Consider the following 18,577-nt stretch of genomic DNA (forward strand, 5'->3'; position numbering starts at 1 on the left):
GCCTCCAATTTCAATTCCAAGGAGTACCGCCGGAAAGTTTGTCCTTTTTTAGCCATAAAAAAATCCCCTTCGTTTGGCAAGATTAAGTCCATCTTAACAGATGTCTTTTTTCTCTTGTCTACTAAAAGGGGATAATACCAATATAGCGGCTTTTTTTCGTTTTAGGTATCACGTTCATATCTCAATTCAAAGAAAACTCTGAACTGGAACTTGGCGCAATGCATATCGATAGCAATAATCGTCATAATAAGGAAATGCTGCTGGAAGAAGGGAGGTATACGTAGTGGATGAACAATCTGCCACGAATACGAAAGAGGAAAACATCACCAAAAGCCTGAACGAATCCATTCGCAGAATTGAAGAAATCTTTACGGATACTCCCGATCTGATCATTCGAAGGTTATGCATCAAACAAACCGGAGAACAAGCTGCCATCGTCTATATGGAAGAATTGACAGACAAAACGTCGCTTAATCATGATGTTCTATCCCCGCTTCAGCTTGAAGTGGGGAACCCAGCCGAAGATTTCATTACTACGGTGGGTTATGTTAAACCGTACTCCCAGTGGGATGAACTCAAACTTTCCATTATACTCGGATACAGCGTGTTGTTTATTGAGGGTCGCAGTACTGCCTATGCATTGGATACAAAAGGATTGCCGCAACGCGCTATTGAGGATCCTCAGCAGGAGCCCTCACTGAAAGGGGCACATCAAGGTTTTATAGAGACCGGTTCTCAGAATATAGCCATGATCCGCCGTTATATTGCGGACAAAGAGTTAAAGGTGAAGAGATATATTGTTGGAAAACGAGGACAAACGGCAGTCTCTTTACTTTATTTGGAAGATGTGACCAAGCCGGACATTATTAAAGTGCTTGAAGAACGAATTCAATCCATTGATGTGGATGCTATTATTAACACCGGAGAATTGGCAGAATTTATTGAGGACCAACCGCTTGCCTTGCTTCCCCAGATCATTACGACAGAGAGGCCGGATACAGCCGCTTCTCAAATACTGCAGGGGCGTTGTGTCGTTGTAGTCGATGGTTCTCCAAGCGTTTTGGTTGCACCGGCTACATTCATGTCTTTTTTTCAAACGGTTGATGATTACAGTTCGAGATGGTCCATTTCGTCGTTTCTTAGAATATTGCGCATCTTTGCTTTTTTTATCGCTATTTTTTTACCTGGTTTTTTTATATCCGTGATTTCGTTTCATTTTGAGATTATACCATTGAAGCTGCTATTAACGCTTGGTGAGTCACGTGGACAAGTTCCGTTTCCGCCATTTGTTGAGGCAATCATTATGGAAATCACACTTGAAATGCTAAGGGAAGCGGGAGTTCGTCTTCCCGCTCCAGTAGGACAAACGGTAGGAATCGTTGGCGGTATTGTCATTGGACAGGCAGTTGTGCAGGCTGGATTAATCAGTAATGTAATGGTTATCGTGGTGACCTTTACAGCGATCTCCTCTTTTATTATTCCCAATCAAGACATGATGGCAGCTGTACGGATCATGCGATTCATGATGATGATTCTCGCTACCTGGTTCGGGTTCGTCGGACTAGTCGTGGGCATGATGAGTTTCATCGGCCGATTAATAACATTAAACTCACTCGATACATCCTATAGCACGCCTATTGCTCCATTTAGGGCCATGGATTGGAAGGACACCTTACTGCGGGTACCGTTGTGGATGATGAACAATCGCCCCGTAAGCACGAAATCACGCCAGTCAAAAAGACAAGGGAAAAGCAGAGGATGGAAGGAGAATAAATAGAGATGAAGTCATTACGGCCGGTAACTATGCTTCAATTCATTCTTATTATTTCTACTTTCCAAATCAGTGTTGCTTTTTTGTCTATACCAAGAGAGCTTGCAAGGCATGCAGGGACAGATGGCTGGATGGTGATTTTTTTGGGCTGGGGTCTGGCAGCATTAGCCTCCATTGCGATCGTTAAGTTAATGAAATATAATCCAAACAGTACAATACTCGAATTAATTCAGCGTTATATCGGCGTGTGGGCAGCAAAAGTAGCTTCTTTTATATTTATGGCCTATTATTTGCTTCTGGCATATGACGGTTATATGATTGCTTCACTTGTCATTAAATTATGGTTATTGCCGAGTACGTATATCTATGTTCTAGTCCTGCTGCTGCTCATCCCGACATTTCAGATTGCGCAGCATGGCTTTCAGGCGATCGGACGGTACAGCGAAATTGTCACGATGCTCTCCTTATGGATTCCGTTCATTTATGTGTCGACGCTGAGTCGTGCACATTGGCTCTATTTACTGCCCCTCTTTAAAGAAGGATGGTTTCCTGTTCTTTCCTCCATAAAATTTATGATCTATCCGATGCTCGGCATCGGTCTGGTTTTGTTTCTCTACCCTCATCTCGTTAACAAAGAAAAAGCACTACCTGCCATGATCATCTCCAACACGCTCACTTGTATCGTTTACTTGGGGATTACCCTGATTTGTTACGTTTATTTTAGCCCTGATGAGATCGGGGTGTATAACGATCCAGTAATTAGCATAATGAAGTCCATTGAATTTCAGTTTATTGAGCGGGTGGAGGTAGTGTTCATTGCATTTTATCTGTTTGTATTCTCATGCATATGGATTCCCTCCATGTATCTTGTATCGAGATGCTCAGCGTCGCTGGTGGGAATAGGGCAGGAAAGATACCACCTTGCCGTGTGGTGTATTGTTATTGAAATTAGCTTTTTCCTCTATCGGCCTAGCTTTATTGAATCTGCCACAATAAATTACACACTTAATTTTATTGGATTTATCATGGAATTTGCTCTGCCTGCATGTGTTCTTCTGTATGTAGCGATCCGCAAAAAGAGGGGAAGGGGGAAACACACATGAGATGGTTCGGAAAATTCATTATCTTGAGTGTGTCCTGTATAGTATTGGCTGCGCTCGCAGGTTGCGCCAATGACAAAACCAATTTAGAAGATGCAACGGTTCCCCTTGCTCTTGGATTAGATGTCAAAGATAAAAAGCTACATTATTACATTTCAGCCCCCGTATTCAGTAAAGATATTCAGAAGAAAACCCGCGAAGGGGGAGGAATAGCAGAAGGTTTAAGACAGTCGAGAAATCAGCAGGATGCCCAATTTCCGGGTTCGCTTGCGGGACGTAATTTTCAAGTCATTATTGTAGGGAAACAATTGCTTCAATATAAGGATTGGTTTAAAGTTCTTGATGTCACGTTCCGCGATCCTCGCAATACGATTACCGATCGCATCGTTGCTTTTGATGGTCCTATTGAGGATATTTTTCAATTGCAACCGAAAGATCAACCGTCGTTACCTTTATTCATAAGAGCGATAGTCGATTCAGGAAGTAATAGTTCAGCCACTGTAAAAACAACCGCGCAGGAGCTACATAGACAATTGTATGACCGAGCGATGACACCTTCCATCTCGGAAATCAAGATCGAAAATAACAAGATCATGTTAAAAGGAACAACTCTTTTATCCCATAAAGGGCAGTACAGCACTTCTCTGACCTATCAGGAAACGTCCCTTCTTCACATTTTGAAAAATGAAGCTGAGCCAGGAGTCAGCCTCACTTTTGCTATCGACGATTTACAACAGTCCATGCCCTTTAACATCGACAAAGTGAGTTTTTCATTAGGCGACATATCCGTAAAAATTAAATCGTCTCATGAAAATGGCAGATTTCAATTCAAAATTAAAGTAAATTCGATTATCAGTATAACTGAGAAGTTCCTTGAATTTGAACTGTTGCAAAATTCCGAGGAAATGGCAAATAAACTGGGCAAGGAAATGAAAAAGAACTTGGAGACGCTCATCAAAAAGTGCCAGGATTATAATATTGATCCTGTCGGGTTTGGGTTATATGCCAGGGCTTATCATTACCCCTTATACAAAGAAGCACAGGCTGATTGGGGTGAAGAACTATCCCGAGCCCAGTTTGATGTGGATGTGGATCTTCGAATCGGCGCCACTGGAGCCGTTGAGTAATCCGACAATGACTTGCTCTGTTATGAAAGTCATTCTATGATTTTCATCCTTATAATTTTGTTATTGAGACTAAATTAACGGTCTTTGACTTTGACGATAGTAACTACGGTTAGTTTTCGCTAGACATAGCAATTGCAGCAACTCATCCGTCTTACAGAGAATCAACCAGACGCAATCAACAACGCAGTCAAACTCATCTGAAAAAAATTTTCCTTTTGAGGGATGCGATTTTCAAATTTAAAAATTATTATCATCAATTGTGCAAGTTAAATTAAACATAATTAATATTATGTAAACTAACAGGTAGTTAAAGCTAACTATCTCCAAATAGTGTTTAACAATCACATCATAAAAAAACGAGTATGCATAACGTGCTTTCTTGATTTCCTATAAATAGTTCCATATCCAAACTCCGATACCTAGTGATTTACTCAAGCGGTAACGGAGTTGGATCGCTATCCTGTTCCTTACTTTAAGCAGGGAAAAGCGGATTCCCGTTCATGCCAATCCAGAGTCCGGATGTTTCCAACTGACCAGCCAGATGAAGCAGCCAGTCTTCACGCCCTTTGGTTGCCATAATCTGCACTCCCATTGGCAAGCCATCAGGCGTGAGGTGTAAGGGAACACTCATCGCTGGCTGACCTGTCAGATTGGCGAGTTGGGTGAATGGGGTATAGGTGAGACTTGGCTCAAACATCTCATAGATCAATTGCTGCTGATGCAGCTTGTCCAATTCGCTAATCTGCATCAGATGTTGAATTTGCTCTTCATGAGGTGTTAATTCTCCAACTTTAGGTGCTGGAAAAGCATTAACGGGTGTTACATAAAAATCATACCGTTCAAATAGCGCTGACATTTGCGCAGCAGCCACGTCCCATTCAGCAAGACTATGAACGAATTCTGCGGCCGATACCTTTTTGCCCGCTTCAGCCAGTACCCAGGATTCAATCTCCATATCGCCCGAGGTCAAGGGTCTGCCCATAGCATGTTCCATGGAAGAGATCATTGCCGCCATTTCACCGCTATTCATCATATAGTAGTTCTCCATCAATCGAACGCCGTTGACCGGACTCAGTTTTTCCTCAACGTGATGACCTTGTTCTTCCAACCAGCGGACGAGTTTGAATACGACTTCCTTGGCATCATCACTTACCGGGGTGCCTACTGGTGAATCCGTGGTATATGCAATCTTCAGTTTGCGTTGATGAGGATAGTTCATATCGGCCAAATAACTGCCCGGAAAGAGAGGAGCATGAAACGCAGCCTCAGGCTGAATCACCTGGAGCGTATCCAGCAGTGCTGCACTGTCTCGCACGGTACGGGATAGCGCAAAATCGATGGATGCACCTTGCCATTGGCGACCAACTCCTGGTCCTACAGGTGTCCGTCCACGAGTGGGTTTGAGTCCGAATAGCCCGCTGAAGGAGGCAGGAATCCGGATCGACCCACCACCATCACTGGCTCCGGCCAGCGGGACAATTCCCGAAGCAACAGCTGCTGCGGCACCGCCGCTTGAACCTCCAGGAGAGTGGTTTGTGTTCCATGGATTGCGACTCGGCCCGTGAAGACGTGGCTCGGTAATATTTTTCAGGCCAAATTCCGGTGTATTCGTATGTCCAATAATTACAAAGCCGGCATCACGGAGACGGGTTACAAAATTTGAATTGCGTAATGCCCGATGATCCTTCAGCAGACGAGAACCTGAAGTCAGAATCTCACCCTCCAGCGATTGGGAAATGTCCTTAAGGAGCAATGGCACGCCAGCAAAAGGCTGTTCGCCCGGGCGGACGTAGCCCGCTTCCGTACGAGCGCGTGTTTCATATGTACGAATGACCGCATTAAGCTGCGGATTAACTTCTTCCAAACGTGCGTAAGCCGCTTCCAACAATTCAACCGGGGAAACTTCCCGTGCTCGAATCAGTTCAGCCAAACCAATGGCATCGTAGGAAGTATATGAAAATGAAGACATGATGATCGTTCCTCTCCAAATATATTAATGACTACAACATTCACTCCATATGTCATCGTACCACTGGAATTGTTAAAAGACAAAAGGCACTGCACATCTATGGAGATGCGTCAGTGCCTTTTCATTTATCTATATCATTTTAATTAGTCTGTCCGAAGCTTTGGAGCTGCGTCTGCAGCTGTGGAGGATCGTTCCTGCTGTTTGGATATGGCGAACAGGGCAACCCAGATCAAAATGAATCCAAGTAATTGTTCCCAAGTGATAAGCGTCCGGAAAGCAATCCAGTTTACAAGCACACCCGCCATCGGGAAGCTAAGCTCCGCGAGTGTGGCCACCGAGGCTTTGGTGGATGAGAGACCTTTATAATACAACAGCAAACTCAGTAATCCAGGCAATAGGGCCTGACCCAAAATGTTAAGCGCAACAGCCGCTTGTTCGCCTGTGCCCGAAGGTAATGTCCATGCAGCACCTTCGTTCCAGGTCATAAAGATCAACAGCGGGAGAGCTACGACGAAGCGAAGGGAGGTGACCGTTTCATAACGGGTTTGCCCCAGCATCAGTCGTCCCATTACGGTAGAGCCACCCCATAAGGCCGCTGCCCCAAGGGACAACAGGCTGCCTGCGTGAATCCAGTTGTTCCAGTTTCCAAGCGGAAGCGTGAATCCGAACGTAAGCAGATAAGTTCCTATAAGAGCAACAATGAATAACCAGCCGAAACGGCGCGGTAATGTTTCCTTCAGCAGTATCTTGGCCAAAACAATCGCGAAGATAGGCTGCATCTTTTGCAGTAACAGTACCGTGTTCGGATCATTGTGTGTAAGTGCCAGCGTGAATAAAACCGTTGCCAGTGCTGAGCCACCCCATGAAATAAAGATGACGGCAATCCAGTGGCGGGCTCGAAGATTTTTCAGATCGGCGCGGAATTTCCAGAGGACCGGAATAGCGATTAGACTCACAATGATATGTTCCACCAGTACAATTTGGGTAGAGGTCATCGTTTGTAATAAAATAATGCGGAACAACGGATCCACACCCCAAAGGGCTGCACCGAGAACAACGAGCCAAAATCCGGTGTTGCTTCGTTCCTTACGATAAACAGTTGATGCATGTTGGGTTTTTTCCATATTCAGGACTCCTTCGTCAGAACACGGAATCTTCAGTTGGCAAAATCGACAAAAGCCCCCGTTTTGGCATACACCAAATAAACGGGGGCTCATCCATGGACATATCATCAGGAAAGAAACCTTCCCCTGAAGGGATATGTCATGTGTTGATCTTCTCTCATCCGGACTGTACCGTCGGCCTTGGAGTCACACCAAGTCAGTCGCCGTCGTCCATAGCAGTCAACAGCGAGTCGCGGGCTGGTTCCGAAGAACATCACCGCCGGTTGGGAATTGCACCCTACCCCGAAGATCCTATTCAATTTATAGTGTGTGTACAAGTTGTAACATTAATAAGTTCATCTTATTCCTGTAAGCGCTAGCAGTTCAAGTGTTTTTTTAGAAGACGATATTCCAGCTTCCTTGCTGCCTGCGGAGCAGTACGATCTGTCCCGCATGATATGCATCGTGTAAAACCCAGCGGGCGAGTTCATGTCCCAGCTTTTCCTCTGTATTCATATAAGGAGCTTCGAGATCGGATTGCTGTAGAGAGGCTATCTGTGCTCGAAGCTCGGCAGATACGCTATGCGTATCTTGTATGACTTGGTTCCAGCCATCGGTATTTAAGGGATCCCCTGAATCCCCAAAAGTGGAGACGTTGTCGTCAGCTGCGGGCTGAGAAGGTGTAGTTCCCTGAATCCGATACAACAAGCGGTTATTGTAATAATACATATGGTTAACCAACTGCCAGATGCTTAGTCCACCGGAAGGAGGAATCCAGGCAGCCTGCTCGGCTGTGAGTCCTTCCAGCGCCTTAGCCAACGGTACAATCCAATTACATTGATCCCATGTGTCATCTTTTTGAATCAGCAATAGATCTGTTGCCATGGTATTCATTCATATTCCTCCCTGAATTCGTGGTAACTAGCTAAAGTACTTAAATGTCGTTACAATTAATGTAACATAAAATAAGTTGAATGTAACCACCAATTATTGATTAAGATCGTTACATCTTCGCGGAGGTACTAATGGACAGACTTTGGACAGACTTTGTAAACAGTGATTATCACGACTGGCGTGGCGGAGATCGATCGGAAGATAGATTGGCCAAGCCCGAATGGCAGCAATGGTTTCTAGAACAGTGGCGCTTGCAGGCATCGATACCTGCTTCTATTGAAGATGAGACATCCATGAGAAAGTTCAGAAATGAATTACAGGCTGTGGCAACCCGTCTCTCTGAAGGAGCATCATTAACGGATGAGGAACGGGAGTGGTTGAACGCTATTATGGAGAAAGGACGTGGACATCGAAAGCTCAGCGTTGACGAACAGCAGTTGAGAGTGGAGTGGATTCCTGTGGGAGCTCATTGGCAGCAGGTGATGGCAGAGGTCGCCGCTGATTTTGCCATAACACTCACACAAGGTGAAGGAGCGAGGATTCGAATCTGTGAAAATGCAGACTGCCGCTGGGTCTTCTACGATGATACCCGGAGCCGCACGCAGAAATACTGTGATGACAAGATGTGTGGCAATCTAATGAAGGTTAGAAGATTTCGCGCCAAACGAAAAGGGGAGCAACAGAAGTAACGAACGAAGAAAAGATAGACAGGGGCAAGCTTAAATCTTAAAGCCACAACATTTAGAAAGATAAGCCGCATTGATCAATGTGGCTCTTTGACATGTTTTTGGTGCCTGCCCATCTCATATGAAGACACGATTCGCATGCTGAGGACAGTGAAAACGGACGAAAATAGCCTCCATTCTCATAACTGCAACTAACAACGAATAATAAATCATTTTTATCGAAAATAAGACGTTAAAAAACTACGCATAATATAAATTATACGCAGTTTTATTTTAAAACGATTTTCATATTCTATCCCCTCCATCAGATCGATATTATTCGCCCTAATAGCACAAAATAATACGGCAAATATCGGTTTGACCATTTATTTCACATATAGTCGACATTACAGTCATCGAAAACCTGAGCGCTGGATTCATGCTGGTGCACTATTTAAAAACAGGTTATATTCTTTCTTCCGTACTGATTCGTTATTGCGAAGCAGTACGGGGTCTTTTTCTATTATAAAGAGCTGGAAAGGAATACGAGAAAAGGCTATTGGTTTTGGAGCTATATCCAGTAGGTCATAAGACGCAAGTTCGTACTTGCACGGCCAGCTAGGGTTGCGGTCAGATAAAATATGAAATATATTGGGGGATGTGACATGCCATCAGACATAGGAGAGGGGATGTACTATGAACACACCAATACATACCAATCAGCTTCACATGAATCCGAATTTCGGATTTGCACTGGCAGACTCTATCGTACTTGCAGAGGCAAAGGTGAATATCTCACATCCTGAGGAGAAAGATGCCTTTCAATTGGAAGTCGACCCGGGGCGCAGGTTGAAAGACGGACGCAAGGTATCCGTCATTGCACAGCAGCTTGATGCACCGATCCACCCGGATGACGCTGTGATCATATATGGTCAGGAGCTTGGCTCGGTTCAATATTCTGTTTTTTTGAAACCTGAAAGCACGATTTCATTAAATTCCATAGAAGGTATCGAGCAGCCTGTACAATGGGGATGGACCGATTTTGCAGAAGGAGAATATGAACTGCGGATTTCGCTGCACCGAAAAACACCCCGGATTGCCGAAGGCCCCCTGGAGCCTGAACAAGAGGCTATGGTAAAATATGCACAGGTTGTAACGGTATTCATAACATTGTTTCCATCAGAAGCAATTCAGCATCAATCTGCCGTTTCATCCAAATGGAGCAGGGATCATCATGTTTTTGACGGTTATGGCCGTGGTGGATTTATTTTAGCGGACCTGCCACGTATGTCGAAACGAGTGGAACAACTTATTGGTACTGGAGACCATAACTTGATTGAACATTTCGGAGAAGGTGACCTTTCGGACAATTTACTAGCGGAAGGGCTTATGGCTATCGCGTGGGGTGTGTCTCCATGGTGTTATTCACTCTACTCCGCACCCGACAAGCAAGCGGCTTCCACACTTGCAGTGGACAAGCTTGGTGAGGATCCTGAATTAAGAGGAGTTTACCGGGTCGCCCCAGCTGTACAGCAGTTGAGCGTCGTACCTGTTCATGAACTGGCCAACTGGCCGGCATGTGCCGAGAAGGATTGGCCCGTGATCGATGTATCAGGGGAAGGTGAGACATTGTACATGGACCTGCATGTACAGATCTGTGAGTCGGTTAACGGTTTGCACGAAAGTCCGCTGCCGTCATTTGTGCTTACACGCAGTGAAGGGCGACCGGAAGAAATCAGTCCATTGATCGACGTCGTAATTGTAGATTAAGATAGAACGTTCTTCTGTTTTCGTAGTGTTCTGATGTGAGAAACTTTTCTTCGACTTATACAATAATAATTGAATTGTGGTGACGAATACGGATGATGACTGACGAGATTCGGGAGCAGTATGCGGACGAACTTGAAGCTTTTCACATATGGATGAAGGACGCCGGATACACGGGGTACACGGTAAAATCATATACAGGCGACGTTGCCGAGTTTCTCGCATCTATTCAGGGAAAGTCACTGGAACAGGTGAAAAAGCTGCATGTATTGTCTTTTCTGTCACGTGCACGCGAACGTGGAGTTAGTGACGCTACGAGAAATCGCAAACATGCAGCGATAAACTGCTTCTTCAAGTCGCTAATTGAACTGGAAGTGTTGACGAATAATCCGGCTTCGGGGATCAAAAAGTCCAAAACCGAGAAAAATCGTGCACCTGTCTTTCTGGACGAAAGCGGTCTGGAACGATTTCTCCAATCCGTGCAAGGAAAGTATCGTACACGTAATCTCGCTATCTTTCTATTGATGGGTTATATGGGATTACGGGTTGGTGAGGTGCACGCGCTTAACTGCAAAGATTATAATGCGGAACGCCGCACGCTGGACGTGTTCGGTAAGGGCCGTAAGTGGCGCACACTGCCTGTTCCGGAAATGGTTGCAGATCTGTTATCCCTGGCTGTGGAAGAGCGATTGTCTCCTTGGCGGGCGAAGGAAGAGGCACTTTTTGTGTCTCAAAAAGGGAAGCGATTATCGATTCGCAGTATTCAGCTCATATCAACAGAAACGTTTGAACGCTTCCAGCAAGAGTCTCCGACCCATCAGCGTCTGCACTATTCCAGCCACAAACTGCGCCACTCGTTCGCCACCATGATGCTTAGGCGCGGCGCCGACTTGCGTACCGTTCAGGAGCTGCTCGGTCACGCATCGATTCAAACTACGACCGTTTATACCCACGTCACCAGTCGCGAGAAGGAAGAAGCGATGGCATTACTGGACGTCAAACTCCCTGAATTTGTGGGTGAAAGATAATCTGAATGACGAAGACCTGTCCTAGAGGATAGGTCTTTTTACCGTTTTACTTTTATCACTTCAAAGTCCGGAATAGGAGGATAGAAATCAAACACTTTGAACTGAACAGAATAAATATTATGTAAACCAAATGCAATCAAAATGATGTTTCTCGTTATCAGGATAATATTACCAATGGATGAATACATACCAAAGGACCATTTAAATCTCCAACAACGGCAGATTCAGATGGTCCTTTGGTTATATTAAAATAATGACATTATTCCAATCCGTCAATCTGTTCCTTCAATTTGTTCGCTGAAGCCTGAAATGCAATTTTCTCTGTCTCATTCAATGGAAGTGGCAAAATTTCACGCACTCCGTTGCGATCTACCACACATGGAACTCCGAGATAGACATCGGACACGCCATTGTAATCGTTAAGCAATGTGGATACATTCAGCACCGAACCCTCATTGCCCAGAATAGCTGCCACAATGCGATCCAGTGCGAGTGCAATTGCATAGGAAGTGGCTCCTTTGGCATTAATAATCTCATAAGCGGCATTTTTGGTACGATCGAAAATATCCTGCTGCGTTTCCTCATCCAGTTCGAGATCCGTTCCTGCAACATTGGCAAGACTCCATACAGGTACTTCGGAATCCCCGTGTTCCCCGATAATGTGGGCATGGATGCTGCGTGGATCGATCCCTTTATTCTTGCCAATCAGGTAGCGGAAACGGGCGCTGTCCAACAGTGTGCCGGAGCCAATCACCCTTGAAGCAGGCCAGCCGCTCTGTTTCCAGGAAGTGTAGGACAATATGTCTACAGGATTGGTGGCAATTAGCAAAATACCGTGAGAATTCACCTCGGTAATACGTTTAATGATTTCTTTGAAAATGCTTGCATTTTTCTTCAGCAGATCAATACGGGTTTCGCCAGGCTTCTGGGAAGCCCCAGCCGTAATGATAATGATGTCTGCATCCTTACAGTCCGAATAGTCACCAGCCCATACTTTCACGCCTCCGGTGAACGGAAGCCCGTGGTTCATATCCAGCATTTCGCCTGTAGCCTTATCATGATTCACATCCACAAATACCAACTCGGATGAGCGCTGTCTTAACATTAGCGTGTATCCCGTTGTTGTTCCCACCGCACCCATGCCAATAATAACGACACGGCTTGGTTTGAGCATTGCACTGTTTACCATGTTCATATCCTCTCCTTTTTGGGGTAGACTTCCATCCATATTAAGGTATAAATGTTCTAAAAGAAAGCGATGTCTATAAACTTTTTCGCTTTTGTTGTCTGTTTGAGGAAGATTGCGTCGAAAGTACGTCATGTTTATGCAACCAAGGAACGAGTATGAGGTTGCGGTTACCTTCGGACGCCCTATAAGCCAAGATGAGCCTTTTCGACACGGTTTGTGGTAGAATGGGAGAAGTGGATTCGAATGAATCGTAAAATGAACACCGATTGGACAGGCATGCGCGCCTGCTATTGGATGAGAGAGGTGAACCCCACTTGCGTTTGCAATGGACCAAAATCGCGCAGACAGCATTGCTGTCTATAGGATTAGCTGCCGTACTGGCTGCCTGCACCGACTCAGGTCAGACACCGGTGGCTGAACCGCCCCAAGAGCAGGAAGAGATCGGAAATACAGGTCAGACATTAACGGTTGTGCCCCCTGAAAACACTACGCAAACAACAGATATGACAAAATATCAGATCCAAACGCGTTTGACCGACTTCCAGCTGCTTAATGACAACGGAGGGTTGGCATGGGGGGTGACAAGGAACGAGTTGCGTTTGTATTACACCCAGGATCAGGGGGTGACCTGGTCGAACATTTCACCTTCAGAGAATGTGCAGTTTCCGGCGAATCCGCAGTATGGACAGAGCATTTATTTTGTGGATCGCACCCATGGGTGGATTGTACGTGAAGGAATGGGCGGAACCGATACAATGGTGCTTCGCACGAATAATGGCGGAGCAAGTTGGAGCTTGTCTTCCTTGTCCAAGACGGACAAAGTCACGGCCATTTCATTCGTATCCCCGGAAAAAGGCTGGATTCTGACTACAGTGGATACTTCCATTGGCAAGCAGGACAAAAAGCTGTTTGTTACCGAAGATGGCGGTATCACCTGGAAGGAGATGTCATCCAGTGATGAGGACGATGGGCCAACTACAGCGGAGATTCCGACACGCGGATACACCACCGGCCTGACTTTCTCTGACCCGAAACACGGTTTCCTGACAGCCTTGGAATTCGGAACTCCGAAGCTTTATGTTACGACAGATGGCGGTGAGAACTGGAAGACAGGGCCGACATTTTTTGACCGAAACGATTTCAACGGATGTGGAAATTTCAACATTGGGTCCCCTCAGTTTTTTGGTCGAGAAGCGAAGGGAGCCTGGATGCCCCTATCCTGTTCCAGTGGGGATTATACCAAGCAGCACGGATTTTTCACGGCTGATGGCGGGAAGAGTTGGACTCTATCTACATTCGGTCTGAATAAACAAAAGGGAGTCAATCGCAACCTGACTCCAGCTTTCCTGAATGCATCAGAAGGATGGGCAGTCCAGTCAGGGACAACGTATCAGACGAAGGATGCAGGGAAAAGCTGGAAGGCACTTCCGGGCAGTAAAGTATTGGTCGGGATTCTGGAAGACTATCCGGAGATCGTGAAACTGCAGATGGTGTCCTCGAAACTGGGCTGGATTCTGGTCGAGAATACGGATACCAAGAGGTCTCTGCTGCTGCAAACCGTGGATGGCGGCATACACTGGAAAGTGCTGTAATTTCAAGGGGTAATATACGTTTGAAGAAGGAAACCGAAGGGTTTCTTTTCTTTTTTTATACTTTGTGAAATAAATCACAAAAGTAACCCTCAAATGATGTTATATTGAATTCAAGAAGAGATGGGAGTGATGAAGATGAGAACCAATGAACAAACTCAATTCACGCAGGCGGACGAATTAACAAGATATATGCTTCAATTATGCTACACATGCGATGATGCCAACCGCTGCACGACAGAGGAAGAAGTGAAGGCCTGCATGGCGCAATACGCAAAGACTGAAGAACCCGAGCAAACGGAAGGTGCAGAAGCAACCCGCGGATTTATGAATTTAATGTACGCGTAACTGTCTAAGCAGTAAAATATGAAGTATATTGTGGTTTGCCCCCGATTGGGGGCTTTTTTTTTGTTAAACCACTTTTGAACTCCAGAATGCAAATTATAGAGCAGGTATGTGCGAGCTTACAATTTGAATCGGATAACAAGTTCCTTATTACCCGCGCATATATATTTACAGGAGACGGGTCAAGACTCTGGCTGTCCTAGGTGTAAGAACGGAGGGGAGAGACATGGGCATTGAATCATCCTGGATGTTTGATTTTTTCGGAACCGTCTTTCCGGTCGTGTTTGTTCTGATTATAGGGATTGTGCTTTTGTCCGTGGGGAAAGAAGTATGGAGATGGGGACGCAACAACGCAGAACCTCTGCTGACCGTACCTTCCAAAATAACGGGCAGAAGAATGCAGATCAGTCAGTCGCAAGCTGAACAAGGCAGTTCAGCCCGTACGCTGTATTACATTACCTTTGAAGTAGAGAGTGGAGATCGGCTCGAATTCAAGGTGAACGGTGAAGAGTACGGATTATGCTCCGAGGGAGATGAAGGTCGTCTTTCCTTCAAAGGAACGCGGTATATTGGCTTTGAGCGCTACAACCGCCTGTATTCAGAACGTGTACGCGGATAATCCGGCTGGCTTGCGCCATAGTGGCGTAAGCTTTTTTTAATCCTCTTTTTCTTGGACAAGCGTTTCTTAAAGGTGGTATCGTGTTTCTATATAAGGAGAAAGACTTTTAAAATAAGGTTTCTTGATTCGACATATTCATATGCGATGACAGAAACCTCTCAATAGAGGAGGAGTTAATGATGTCATTTACAGATCAAGTCGTTGTAGTTACAGGAGCAGCCCAGGGTATTGGACGCAGCGTGGCTGAAGCGTACGCGGTTGCAGGAGCCAAAGTTGTACTGGCCGACTTCCAGGAAGCGGAAGGAGCAGCAGCTGCAGCTTCCATACGCAATGAAGGCGGAGAAGCGATCTTTGTTCAGTGCGATGTTCGCAAGGAGAAGGATATTGCGAATCTGATCCAAACAACCATGGAAGAATACAAACAAATCAATATACTGGTGAACAATGCCGGAGTGGCGAGATGGAAGTCTCCCTATGAGCTGACCTTGGAGGAATGGGACGATGTGCTCAATACGAATGTAAGGAGCTGCTTTCTGGCGAGCCGTGAAGCGGCCAAACATATGAAACAAAATGAACATGGAGGCTCTATCATAAACATGGCATCGACGCGGGCGTTTATGTCTGAACCTGAAACGGAGGCTTATGCAGCATCAAAAGGGGCCATTGTTGCTCTGACACATGCGATGGCAGTCTCACTTGGCAAGGACGGCATTCGGGTCAATTGTATCAGTCCGGGATGGATCGAGACAGGTAGCGTAGACGAATTGAAACCCGAAGACCATGAACAGCATCCGGCTGGCCGAGTAGGCGTCCCTTCGGATATCTCCCGCGCATGTTTATATTTGTCGGATCCAGGCAATACCTTTGTCACAGGTACCAATCTGATGATTGATGGGGGCATGACCCGAAAAATGATATATGAGGACTAGAACCGGGATTCACTCGGTCTATTGTACAAATTGAACCTTATAGCAGCCATAAGCCCAAGTTAAGCACTTGGGCTTATTTGAATTTCAGAAGTCGATTGCTATAATGAATGTGATTTTACAACAGTACAGGAATGGAGGGAGTATATGTTCGGGAATCCATCCCGGAAGATCATCGGACTATTACTGCTGATTGGAGGGATTATAATGACAGGGTTTGCTTCGCCAGTAGAGGCTGGCACCGACATACGGGCAGCCTGGGTATGGCAGGCCAAGTCTGTCCAAGACGATGGAGGAGACGAGCTGCTGGCTAACGCAGCTAAACATAAGATTAACAGACTCTATGTAAATGTGGATATGAATTTGTCCAATGAAGTTTACCGTACGTTTATCGCCAAAGCCAGTGCTGCTGGAATCGATGTTGAAGCGCTCGGAGGCGATCCGTCGTGGGCAGTGACTGGTCGTGAAGCACCCATGTTAAGGTTGGCCTCGTGGGTTAGTGAATATAATCAGGGAGCCAGTGTAGATGAGCGATTCGATGCAATTCATCTGGATATCAAACCTTATGTTCTGCCTACATGGAAAGAGGAGGCTGAGCCACTGGTTCAATCCTGGGTCGCCAATATGGAGCTATTGCTTGATCACATGAAGCAGTATGAGGCAATCGCCGTGAATGTCGATTTGCCATTTTGGCTGGATTCTTACACGGTCGCTGGTACCAGAACGACAGATGATGCAGATAACGTGCCGTTATCACGTTGGTTTATGGAAAAGTTTAACCATGTTACTTTATTAGCTTACCGCGATAATGCACAAGGAAACAACGGAATTATACAACTGATAGAGCAGGAAATGAATTGGGCTGATGCCAGTGGTGCCTCTGTGACGGTTGGCGTGAATACGAAGCCGATGCCTGGGGAAGAGTTTACTTCATTCGCCGGAAAGGGCGCAGCCCAATTGGAAAGTGTGATGGCAGAAGTAGCAGAAACGTTACGTGATCATACTTCATATGCCGGCTCTGCCGTGCATGATATTGTGTACTGGGGACAGCTTGAACCGGAAGAACAGTCGGCACCGGAAAAGCCGGCGCTTCAGCCGGAGATTCGCGGAACCTACATCTGGGAGGCTTCTCAGGTAATGGATGATGGCGGCCAGCATATCCTTGAATTTGCAGCAGAGCAGCATATCAATTTCTTATATGTCCGGCTTGATCTGGATCAGCCTTATTCAAGTTATCGGAGTTTTGTTAAACGGGCCCGGGCACAAGGCATTGAGATTCACGCCATGGGCGGTCATCCCATCTGGGGAAGAACAGAGAACCGGCCGCGTATTGAACGCCTGATTAATTATGTGAAAAATTATAATGCTGAAGTCGAACCGGATGAGCGGTTTCAGGGTATTCACCTGGATATTGAGCCATACACCCTGCCGGAGTGGAATTCTGATCGGGATGCTCTCCTGGCAGAGTGGTCCGCCAATATCGCCTTTTTCCAGGAAGAAACGAAAAAGGATAGCAGTCTGGAAACCAGTGCCGATCTGGCTGTATGGTTGGATACCTTTCCTTTGCCAGGAGAGGACATGTCTGTTAGTGAGTTTATGATTCGTACATTGGATCATGTCTCTCTCATGGCTTTCCGCAACAAGGCTGAAGGGTCCAATGGGATTGCGGCGGTGGTCAGCCAGGAAATGGAGATAGCCGATCGTCTGGGCAAGCCGCTGCTGATTTCGGTGGAGATGAAAGAAAATTACGAAGGCACCCATATTTCATTTTACGATACCGGTGCGGCCGAGATGGAACGTGAGCTTGCGAAGCTGCCTGATCTGCTAACGGAATATGAAGCCTATCAAGGTAACATGGTCCATGCGTATGATTATTGGATTAATGCCAAGCCTTAATAGGCGGTTTATATAGGAAATATTTTGTCCCGGGACTTCACAGGTAGTGAGGTTCCGGGATTTTTTTGTGGAAAAAAGATAAATTCGTGTCACCGAATAGGCTCCTGCACAATACGATGTACGGTGATGAAGAGCTGAAGCAAGGGAGGAAACAGATTATGGCTGTTATTAAAGCCAACTCAGAAGACGTCAGGCTGCTGGCTCGACTGATGAGGGCAGAGGCTGAGGGTGACGGCGAACAGGGCATGCTGCTAGTAGGGAATGTGGGTGTGAACCGGGTACTGGTGGATTGCCTGGATTTTGGGGACATTCGTGATATTAACCGTATGGTATTCCAGAACCCAGGGGGCTTTGAGTCGACCCAAAAAGGCTATTTTTATCAGCGGGCAAGGCAATCCGAGATTCGTCTGGCCCAACGAGTGATCAATGGAGAACGGATTTGGCCGGCCAGCAATTCCCTTTGGTTCTTCCGACCTGTGGGCGACTGTCCACCAACGTGGTATAACCAGCAAAATACAGGCCGTTTCAAGGCGCATTGTTTCTTCAGTCCGACAGGTGAAGACTGTCCGGAAGTTTATTAAAATTGGGG

The 18,577-nt window shown here is 46.0% G+C and carries 16 protein-coding genes and 1 riboswitch; of the genes, 12 read left to right on the plus strand and 4 right to left on the minus strand.

What is annotated here, in order from left to right; all coding sequences use genetic code 11:
• The first annotated feature begins 283 nt into the window (after positions 1-283).
• Genes HP552_RS26870 through HP552_RS26880 form a run of 3 tightly spaced genes read left to right on the plus strand, consistent with a single transcriptional unit; the run spans position 284 to position 3,998 of the window.
• A complete protein-coding gene (locus tag HP552_RS26870; protein WP_175398450.1) occupies positions 284-1,777 on the plus strand; it encodes a spore germination protein in 1,494 nt (497 codons plus the stop codon).
• 2 nt (positions 1,778-1,779) lie between these two features.
• A complete protein-coding gene (locus tag HP552_RS26875) occupies positions 1,780-2,874 on the plus strand; it encodes a GerAB/ArcD/ProY family transporter (protein ID WP_175398451.1) in 1,095 nt (364 codons plus the stop codon).
• On the plus strand, positions 2,871-3,998 hold the full coding sequence (locus HP552_RS26880) for a Ger(x)C family spore germination protein (RefSeq protein ID WP_175398452.1): 1,128 nt from the start codon (positions 2,871-2,873) through the stop codon (positions 3,996-3,998). Before HP552_RS26875 ends, HP552_RS26880 begins: the two co-directional genes overlap by 4 nt.
• A gap of 472 nt (positions 3,999-4,470) precedes the next feature.
• Here HP552_RS26880 and HP552_RS26885 read toward each other — a convergent pair whose 3' ends face one another.
• The 3 genes from HP552_RS26885 to HP552_RS26895 form a co-directional block, all read right to left on the minus strand.
• Positions 4,471-5,967, minus strand: coding sequence for an amidase (locus tag HP552_RS26885; protein ID WP_175398453.1), 1,497 nt, complete (start codon positions 5,965-5,967; stop codon positions 4,471-4,473).
• A gap of 143 nt (positions 5,968-6,110) precedes the next feature.
• Positions 6,111-7,091 carry a DMT family transporter gene (locus HP552_RS26890; RefSeq protein WP_175398454.1) on the minus strand — a complete coding sequence of 327 codons (981 nt, stop codon included), beginning with the start codon at positions 7,089-7,091 and terminating at the stop codon, positions 6,111-6,113.
• A 145-nt stretch (positions 7,092-7,236) separates the two neighbouring features.
• Positions 7,237-7,385, minus strand: a riboswitch (FMN riboswitch).
• A gap of 81 nt (positions 7,386-7,466) precedes the next feature.
• Positions 7,467-7,964 carry a DinB family protein gene (locus HP552_RS26895; protein ID WP_175398455.1) on the minus strand — a complete coding sequence of 166 codons (498 nt, stop codon included), beginning with the start codon at positions 7,962-7,964 and terminating at the stop codon, positions 7,467-7,469.
• A gap of 131 nt (positions 7,965-8,095) precedes the next feature.
• Between HP552_RS26895 and HP552_RS26900 the strand changes: the two genes are divergently transcribed.
• The 3 genes from HP552_RS26900 (at position 8,096) to HP552_RS26910 (ending at position 11,424) form a co-directional block, all read left to right on the plus strand.
• Positions 8,096-8,653: a CGNR zinc finger domain-containing protein gene (locus HP552_RS26900; RefSeq protein ID WP_175398456.1), complete on the plus strand. Its 558-nt coding sequence runs from the start codon at positions 8,096-8,098 to the stop codon at positions 8,651-8,653.
• 672 nt (positions 8,654-9,325) lie between these two features.
• Positions 9,326-10,399, plus strand: a complete 1,074-nt coding sequence (locus HP552_RS26905; RefSeq protein ID WP_175398457.1) for a hypothetical protein — start codon at positions 9,326-9,328, stop codon at positions 10,397-10,399.
• 92 nt (positions 10,400-10,491) lie between these two features.
• A complete protein-coding gene (locus HP552_RS26910; protein ID WP_175398458.1) occupies positions 10,492-11,424 on the plus strand; it encodes a tyrosine-type recombinase/integrase in 933 nt (310 codons plus the stop codon).
• A gap of 259 nt (positions 11,425-11,683) precedes the next feature.
• Here HP552_RS26910 and HP552_RS26915 read toward each other — a convergent pair whose 3' ends face one another.
• A complete protein-coding gene (locus HP552_RS26915) occupies positions 11,684-12,613 on the minus strand; it encodes an L-lactate dehydrogenase (RefSeq protein ID WP_175398459.1) in 930 nt (309 codons plus the stop codon).
• A gap of 314 nt (positions 12,614-12,927) precedes the next feature.
• Between HP552_RS26915 and HP552_RS26920 the strand changes: the two genes are divergently transcribed.
• From HP552_RS26920 to HP552_RS26945, 6 genes are all read left to right on the plus strand, one after another.
• Positions 12,928-14,205, plus strand: a complete 1,278-nt coding sequence (locus HP552_RS26920; protein WP_175398460.1) for a VPS10 domain-containing protein — start codon at positions 12,928-12,930, stop codon at positions 14,203-14,205.
• Positions 14,206-14,340: 135 nt separating this feature from the next.
• Positions 14,341-14,550, plus strand: coding sequence for a hypothetical protein (locus tag HP552_RS26925; RefSeq protein WP_175398461.1), 210 nt, complete (start codon positions 14,341-14,343; stop codon positions 14,548-14,550).
• A gap of 223 nt (positions 14,551-14,773) precedes the next feature.
• Positions 14,774-15,166, plus strand: a complete 393-nt coding sequence (locus HP552_RS26930) for a DUF2500 domain-containing protein (RefSeq protein ID WP_175398462.1) — start codon at positions 14,774-14,776, stop codon at positions 15,164-15,166.
• Positions 15,167-15,345: 179 nt separating this feature from the next.
• Positions 15,346-16,095, plus strand: coding sequence for an SDR family NAD(P)-dependent oxidoreductase (locus HP552_RS26935; RefSeq protein WP_175399123.1), 750 nt, complete (start codon positions 15,346-15,348; stop codon positions 16,093-16,095).
• A 144-nt stretch (positions 16,096-16,239) separates the two neighbouring features.
• Positions 16,240-17,988 (plus strand): hypothetical protein, encoded by a 1,749-nt coding sequence (locus tag HP552_RS26940; protein ID WP_175398463.1) that lies wholly within the window; start codon positions 16,240-16,242, stop codon positions 17,986-17,988.
• 158 nt (positions 17,989-18,146) lie between these two features.
• Complete coding sequence (locus HP552_RS26945; protein ID WP_175398464.1) at positions 18,147-18,569, plus strand: cell wall hydrolase; 423 nt, start codon at positions 18,147-18,149, stop codon at positions 18,567-18,569.
• Positions 18,570-18,577: the final 8 nt, after the last annotated feature.

The sequence above is a fragment of the Paenibacillus xylanilyticus genome (assembly GCF_013359935.1).
Classification (GTDB): domain Bacteria; phylum Bacillota; class Bacilli; order Paenibacillales; family Paenibacillaceae; genus Paenibacillus; species Paenibacillus xylanilyticus.

Bases quoted from the DNA above. Each gene is read 5' to 3' on its own strand.
- HP552_RS26895 (WP_175398455.1), bottom strand. From the start codon at position 7,964: ATGAATACCATGGCAACAGATCTATTGCTGATTCAAAAAGATGACACA.
- HP552_RS26900 (WP_175398456.1), top strand. From the start codon at position 8,096: ATGGACAGACTTTGGACAGACTTTGTAAACAGTGATTATCACGACTGG.
- HP552_RS26925 (WP_175398461.1), top strand. From the start codon at position 14,341: ATGAGAACCAATGAACAAACTCAATTCACGCAGGCGGACGAATTAACA.
- HP552_RS26915 (WP_175398459.1), bottom strand. From the start codon at position 12,613: ATGGTAAACAGTGCAATGCTCAAACCAAGCCGTGTCGTTATTATTGGC.
- HP552_RS26930 (WP_175398462.1), top strand. From the start codon at position 14,774: ATGGGCATTGAATCATCCTGGATGTTTGATTTTTTCGGAACCGTCTTT.
- HP552_RS26885 (WP_175398453.1), bottom strand. From the start codon at position 5,967: ATGTCTTCATTTTCATATACTTCCTACGATGCCATTGGTTTGGCTGAA.
- HP552_RS26940 (WP_175398463.1), top strand. From the start codon at position 16,240: ATGTTCGGGAATCCATCCCGGAAGATCATCGGACTATTACTGCTGATT.
- HP552_RS26875 (WP_175398451.1), top strand. From the start codon at position 1,780: ATGAAGTCATTACGGCCGGTAACTATGCTTCAATTCATTCTTATTATT.
- HP552_RS26910 (WP_175398458.1), top strand. From the start codon at position 10,492: ATGATGACTGACGAGATTCGGGAGCAGTATGCGGACGAACTTGAAGCT.
- HP552_RS26945 (WP_175398464.1), top strand. From the start codon at position 18,147: ATGGCTGTTATTAAAGCCAACTCAGAAGACGTCAGGCTGCTGGCTCGA.
- HP552_RS26905 (WP_175398457.1), top strand. From the start codon at position 9,326: ATGAACACACCAATACATACCAATCAGCTTCACATGAATCCGAATTTC.
- HP552_RS26890 (WP_175398454.1), bottom strand. From the start codon at position 7,091: ATGGAAAAAACCCAACATGCATCAACTGTTTATCGTAAGGAACGAAGC.
- HP552_RS26935 (WP_175399123.1), top strand. From the start codon at position 15,346: ATGTCATTTACAGATCAAGTCGTTGTAGTTACAGGAGCAGCCCAGGGT.
- HP552_RS26880 (WP_175398452.1), top strand. From the start codon at position 2,871: ATGAGATGGTTCGGAAAATTCATTATCTTGAGTGTGTCCTGTATAGTA.